Origin of the sequence: uncultured Maritalea sp., assembly GCF_937139385.1 — a bacterium.
GTDB lineage: Bacteria > Pseudomonadota > Alphaproteobacteria > Rhizobiales > Devosiaceae > Maritalea > Maritalea porphyrae_A.
The window spans coordinates 1-4,369 of the sequence record NZ_CAKZPW010000414.1 but is presented as its reverse complement, the minus strand read 5'-3'; the positions used below and the strand labels follow the sequence as shown (position 1 = coordinate 4,369).

The following is a 4,369-nucleotide window of genomic DNA, read 5'->3' as shown; positions in this document are numbered from 1 at the left end:
AGAGGGCAAGTATCATGAGCCAGAAGCTCAACGCCGCACTGCTGGGTGCCTCCGGGTATACAGGGGCTGATTTAATGCGATTGGGTATTTGTCATCCCAATATCAATTTCACTGTTCTTACCGCCAATACACATGCTGGAAAGCCCGTAGAAGAGGTGTTTCCGCACTTAGGTGGTGTTGACCTTCCACAATTACAACGTGCTGACGATATCGATTGGTCTGCGTTAGATGTTGTTTTTTGTGGATTGCCACATGCAACTAGCCAGCAAATTGTGTCTCAAATCGTACAATCGACCGACAAACCGAAGATCATCGACATGTCAGCGGATTTCAGATTACGCGATCCAGCGCAATACAAAAGCTGGTATGGCAATGAACACGTCGATCCAGCACTGCAAGACATCGCTGCTTACGGCCTGACAGAGCACAATCGAGACGCGATTCGCACAAAACGGATCATCGCGTGCCCAGGCTGCTATCCAACAGCCACCCTATTGGCGCTATTGCCTTTGGCCAAAGCGCAGTTGATCAATGTTGAAGCTTTGATCATTGACGCAAAGTCTGGCGTCACGGGCGCGGGCAGGGGCTTAAAGCAAAACACACTCGCGGCAGAAGCGGGCGAAAGCATGTCACCCTATGCTGTCGGCGCACATCGGCACACCGCTGAGCTTGAGCAAGAAATTGGCGCCGTTTCGGGCAAAGAGATCAAAGTGAATTTCACTCCGCACTTGATTCCCATGTCACGTGGTGAATTGATCACAGCGCATGTGGAACTGGAAAAAGGTAAATCAGTCAATGATTTACGAGCGGCTTTAGACTCAACTTACAAAGGCGAGCCTTTCGTTCGCGTGTTGAATGAAGGCAAAATGCCTTCAACCGGTATGGTGCGCGGCTCCAACTCTTGCGTCATCAATGTGTTCGAAGACCGTATTCCGGGCCGTGCCGTTGTCATTGCTGCGCTCGACAATTTGGTCAAAGGCAGCGCGGGCCAAGCCTTGCAAAACTTCAATGTCGCCTTCGGCATTGAAGAAACAACTGGCCTTAGCCAACTGCCAATGTTCCCATAAATTCAATCACTTACACTGGCTCGCAGAATCACATTGCGAGCCAGTTGATTCCATTGTTGAGCAACAAACCCTAAATTCTATCCAGCAATTTGTACCAAGCAAAAGCAGGCGGCAACAGGTTTCGGCGTAGGGGGCCCAATTCGAACTTGCGCATTTGCTTCTGCATCAGTTGGGCGTGTGGCATTGTTTGGTTACCAAGCGCCATGTCAGCCACCAGAGCGCCGCAATAGGGCGCCATGCTGACCCCGTTCCCATGATAGGCCATGGCCGCATATGCACCATCAATCCCTGCAATCGGGCCTGCAAACGGCACCAAATCACGGGACATGCAAATCAAGCCCGACCAGAAGTGGTCTGTTTCAACCTTGCGCCACTTGGGGAATAGACGGTCAAAGTCGGCACGCGCAATCTGCTTGGTCTTTTCCATGTTCTGCACGCTGGCCCTAACAGAGCCGCGCAAGCCAAATAGCATGCGCTTATCAGGCAGTAGCCTGAAGTAATGTAAAAGATTGCGAGTATCCACCACCATTTGCTCGCTCCACCAGCGCTGACTTGCCAATTCGTCGTCAGTCAGTGGCCGGGTGACCATTATGTTTGATTGCACCGGCATGTAACGAGAAGCAAAGGCGTTCGGCACATCGTCGCTTGAATAGCCATTCGTGGCCACAATTAGCTTTTTCGCCCGCACGATACCGCTGGCCGTGTGCAGTGAGAAAACATCATCAATTTCTATGTCTTGAACTGCGCTGTTGGCAAAAATCCGAACTCCGGCGGAAGAGGCCGCGTGGGCTAGCCCCAATATGAATTTCATTGGGTTTAAGGCAAAACCTATCGGCAAGTTTACCGCGCCATGGAATTCTGGGCTGCCCATGCCATGTTCAGCCATAGCGCTTTTGTCGAGGAACTCACAATCAAGGCCATAACGAGACTGATACTGTGCACCGTAATCTTTTACCGAACTGACGGCCGTTTCGCTATGCGCTGCAAACGTGTAGCCTTTCGAGTGACGGTCAACGTCAAGTGAAAGCTCAACGATCAGCCCCTCAACAAAGTCGACAGCAGCGCGTTCCGTCGCAAAATAGGTGCGTGCATCTTCTTGGCCGAATCTTGCCACAATTTGTTTGTCTGAAAGTTTGGACCCGCCAACCGAAACCAATCCGCCGTTTCTGCCCGACGCGCCCCAGCCCGGCGCGTTTGCATCAACAACCACCACGTCTGCACTGTGTTTTGCAAGGCGTAGGGCGGCGCTGAGGCCAGTATAGCCGGCACCAATGATGGCAAAATCGCAATTGATTTCATCTGAAACACTCGGGTATTGGGGACCATTGTCCGGCATGAAGCCGTGCCAATAGCAGTTTTCGATGGGCTGAGCACCATACGCCATGGGTTCATAGATGCGTTTCATAACAACACTCATTGTATTTTCATTGGAGACTAGATTGGTGCGAAGCTGCGGTAAAGCGAGCACTTTGTGTACTTGATCCGGCAGCTGGGCAACGATATTGTTTCTTCAGGCAAGCGCTGCCTGCTGTGGGCACCTTTAATGGTATGGTGAAAGCGCTAGAACTCAAAAAATGCAAATCGTCAACATTGCGACGATCTGCTGGCAACGCCCAAACTGGCTTTAGATCGTCACAAATGAGGCGAACATGTTTACTGAAAAGCAGATTAAGGGCTACGCAAAGGCCCTGCGCAAAGCGCTGTCCATCCGAAACCTTGAACTCTCGCACGCCCAATCGCTCGAACTACTAGCCGAGACTTTAGGCGAAAAAAGTTGGAACCATCTAAGTGCGAAGTTGGACAAAACGCCCAACGAACAACGCGACAACGATATTCCACAAGGTTGGTCGTTCATTGGGCGCGAGCATCTTGATTGCTATAGTGTTCAACTTGATAACACGCAGCCAACCAATGAGTTGATTATCCAGTGTGTAGAAAACCGACCCAACGTTTTCGCCTCGCTAATGCAATTTGTTGATGCCAAAACCTATTTGGACTTTCATGTGAAGCTGACAGCCGAAGTCGCGACAATTGAAAGCGGTCCGGCTAGCTTGTGGATTCGTGTGGATGGTAAACCCAGAAGCACATTGGCGTTCGACAATATGGTGGATGTACCGCCTTATCGCGCCCTTGAGGGCACAAACGATTGGACACTATTAGAGCTGGTTTTAGATGTCCCCAGTGGCGCAGACTTAGTCAACTTTGGGCTTATGTTGTCGGGAAAAGGCACCGCAAAATTCCGCAACATCACCTTTGAGAAAGTGGAAAAAGACATCCCCATTTCCGGCGGTCGACCATATGGTGGAGATGATCCACAAAATCTAGGTTTCAACTAGCCAAACAAGCTTAGCTGCGGGAGCGCGTCGGCTTGTTCGGCGGGCTCTTTTGGTTTTGGCTCAGCCTTTTTCTTCGCACGCGGTTTCTTTTCCTCTTTTGGCGCATCTGGCATATGCTCTAACGCTGCGACTGTTTGAACAGGTGCAGGGCTCAAGATGGCCAGTATGTCCGCCTCAAGTACGCTGGCTAACTGCTCATCAGCTGATTTGCCGATAACCCGCAGTTCTTCACCCTTTTTGCTCAGCAAAAAGTGCTTCGCGCGTGCGTCGCGCTTACAGGGTTTCACGCGAACCAATTTGCGTTTTTCAAGTTTGTCCATCATGGCGCTGGCCGAAGCTTTATTGACGCCCATGGCGGTAACAATGTCATGCAGGTGTTGACCGTGGTGGTCGGTTGTTTCACTCAACACGGCTTGTTCGTAGATTGCACTTAGATATTCAAATTCAGAGTAGCTTAAACCCAGCGCCCCAGCGCTCTTCATCCAATGCCGATGGGTGAGCCGGTGAATTGTCTCAAGTGTTTGCGCGTGCTGCATGTTTGGTCCACAACAAAATGTTCGTTTTGCGCACTAATAGGCCGCAAACCCTTGGCGTCAATCGCAAAGGGCGTGAAGTATGCGTGATCCACAATTTAGTGAAGGGTGGTGAGCCGCGTTAGCTGACTTTTACGATCACATTGACCATGCGCAGGGTGGAGCGGGCATGATCGGGATCAAGTTGTTCAGCTCCAGAGGGTCTTCGATCAGATCGTACAGCTCATCCGGGTCGTGCAAGGATCGGATGAGCTTGTAGCCCTTTTTGTTCCGGACCGCTTCACGCCCGGGGTCGGACAAGATCCAGCAGGTGTCTTCTGGGTTGAATCGGAACGAAAAGTTGTAAGTGAAGATGTGCGACCGAACGTGATCTTCCGTGCCCGCGAGGACCGGCATCAGCGACTTGCCATCGGTGTTGTATCCCTCCCAGTTC

Annotated in this window: 4 protein-coding genes and 1 pseudogene; 2 read left to right on the top strand and 3 right to left on the bottom strand. The window is 51.2% G+C overall.

What is annotated here, in order from left to right:
* Positions 1-1,067 (top strand): N-acetyl-gamma-glutamyl-phosphate reductase (gene argC, locus Q0231_RS16330; RefSeq protein ID WP_367274510.1); only part of this gene is annotated, 1,067 nt, incomplete at its 5' end.
* A gap of 70 nt (positions 1,068-1,137) precedes the next feature.
* On the opposite strand, the gene Q0231_RS16325 is transcribed toward argC, so the two are convergent.
* Positions 1,138-2,472 (bottom strand): FAD-binding oxidoreductase, encoded by a 1,335-nt coding sequence (locus Q0231_RS16325; RefSeq protein ID WP_299349281.1) that lies wholly within the window; start codon positions 2,470-2,472, stop codon positions 1,138-1,140.
* 244 nt (positions 2,473-2,716) lie between these two features.
* Between Q0231_RS16325 and Q0231_RS16320 the strand changes: the two genes are divergently transcribed.
* Positions 2,717-3,403, top strand: a complete 687-nt coding sequence (locus tag Q0231_RS16320) for a glyoxalase superfamily protein (protein ID WP_299349278.1) — start codon at positions 2,717-2,719, stop codon at positions 3,401-3,403.
* On the opposite strand, the gene Q0231_RS16315 is transcribed toward Q0231_RS16320, so the two are convergent.
* Positions 3,400-3,939, bottom strand: a complete 540-nt coding sequence (locus Q0231_RS16315; RefSeq protein ID WP_299349275.1) for a MarR family transcriptional regulator — start codon at positions 3,937-3,939, stop codon at positions 3,400-3,402. The genes Q0231_RS16320 and Q0231_RS16315 overlap by 4 nt on opposite strands.
* A 135-nt stretch (positions 3,940-4,074) precedes the next feature.
* Positions 4,075-4,369 (bottom strand): annotated as a pseudogene (locus Q0231_RS16310) (hypothetical protein); the annotation flags it as partial.

What these genes read in the sequence shown, in the direction of transcription:
- Q0231_RS16325 (WP_299349281.1), bottom strand. Translation starts at nt 2,472, where the DNA reads ATGAAACGCATCTATGAACCCATGGCGTATGGTGCTCAGCCCATCGAA.
- Q0231_RS16320 (WP_299349278.1), top strand. Translation starts at nt 2,717, where the DNA reads ATGTTTACTGAAAAGCAGATTAAGGGCTACGCAAAGGCCCTGCGCAAA.
- Q0231_RS16315 (WP_299349275.1), bottom strand. Translation starts at nt 3,939, where the DNA reads ATGCAGCACGCGCAAACACTTGAGACAATTCACCGGCTCACCCATCGG.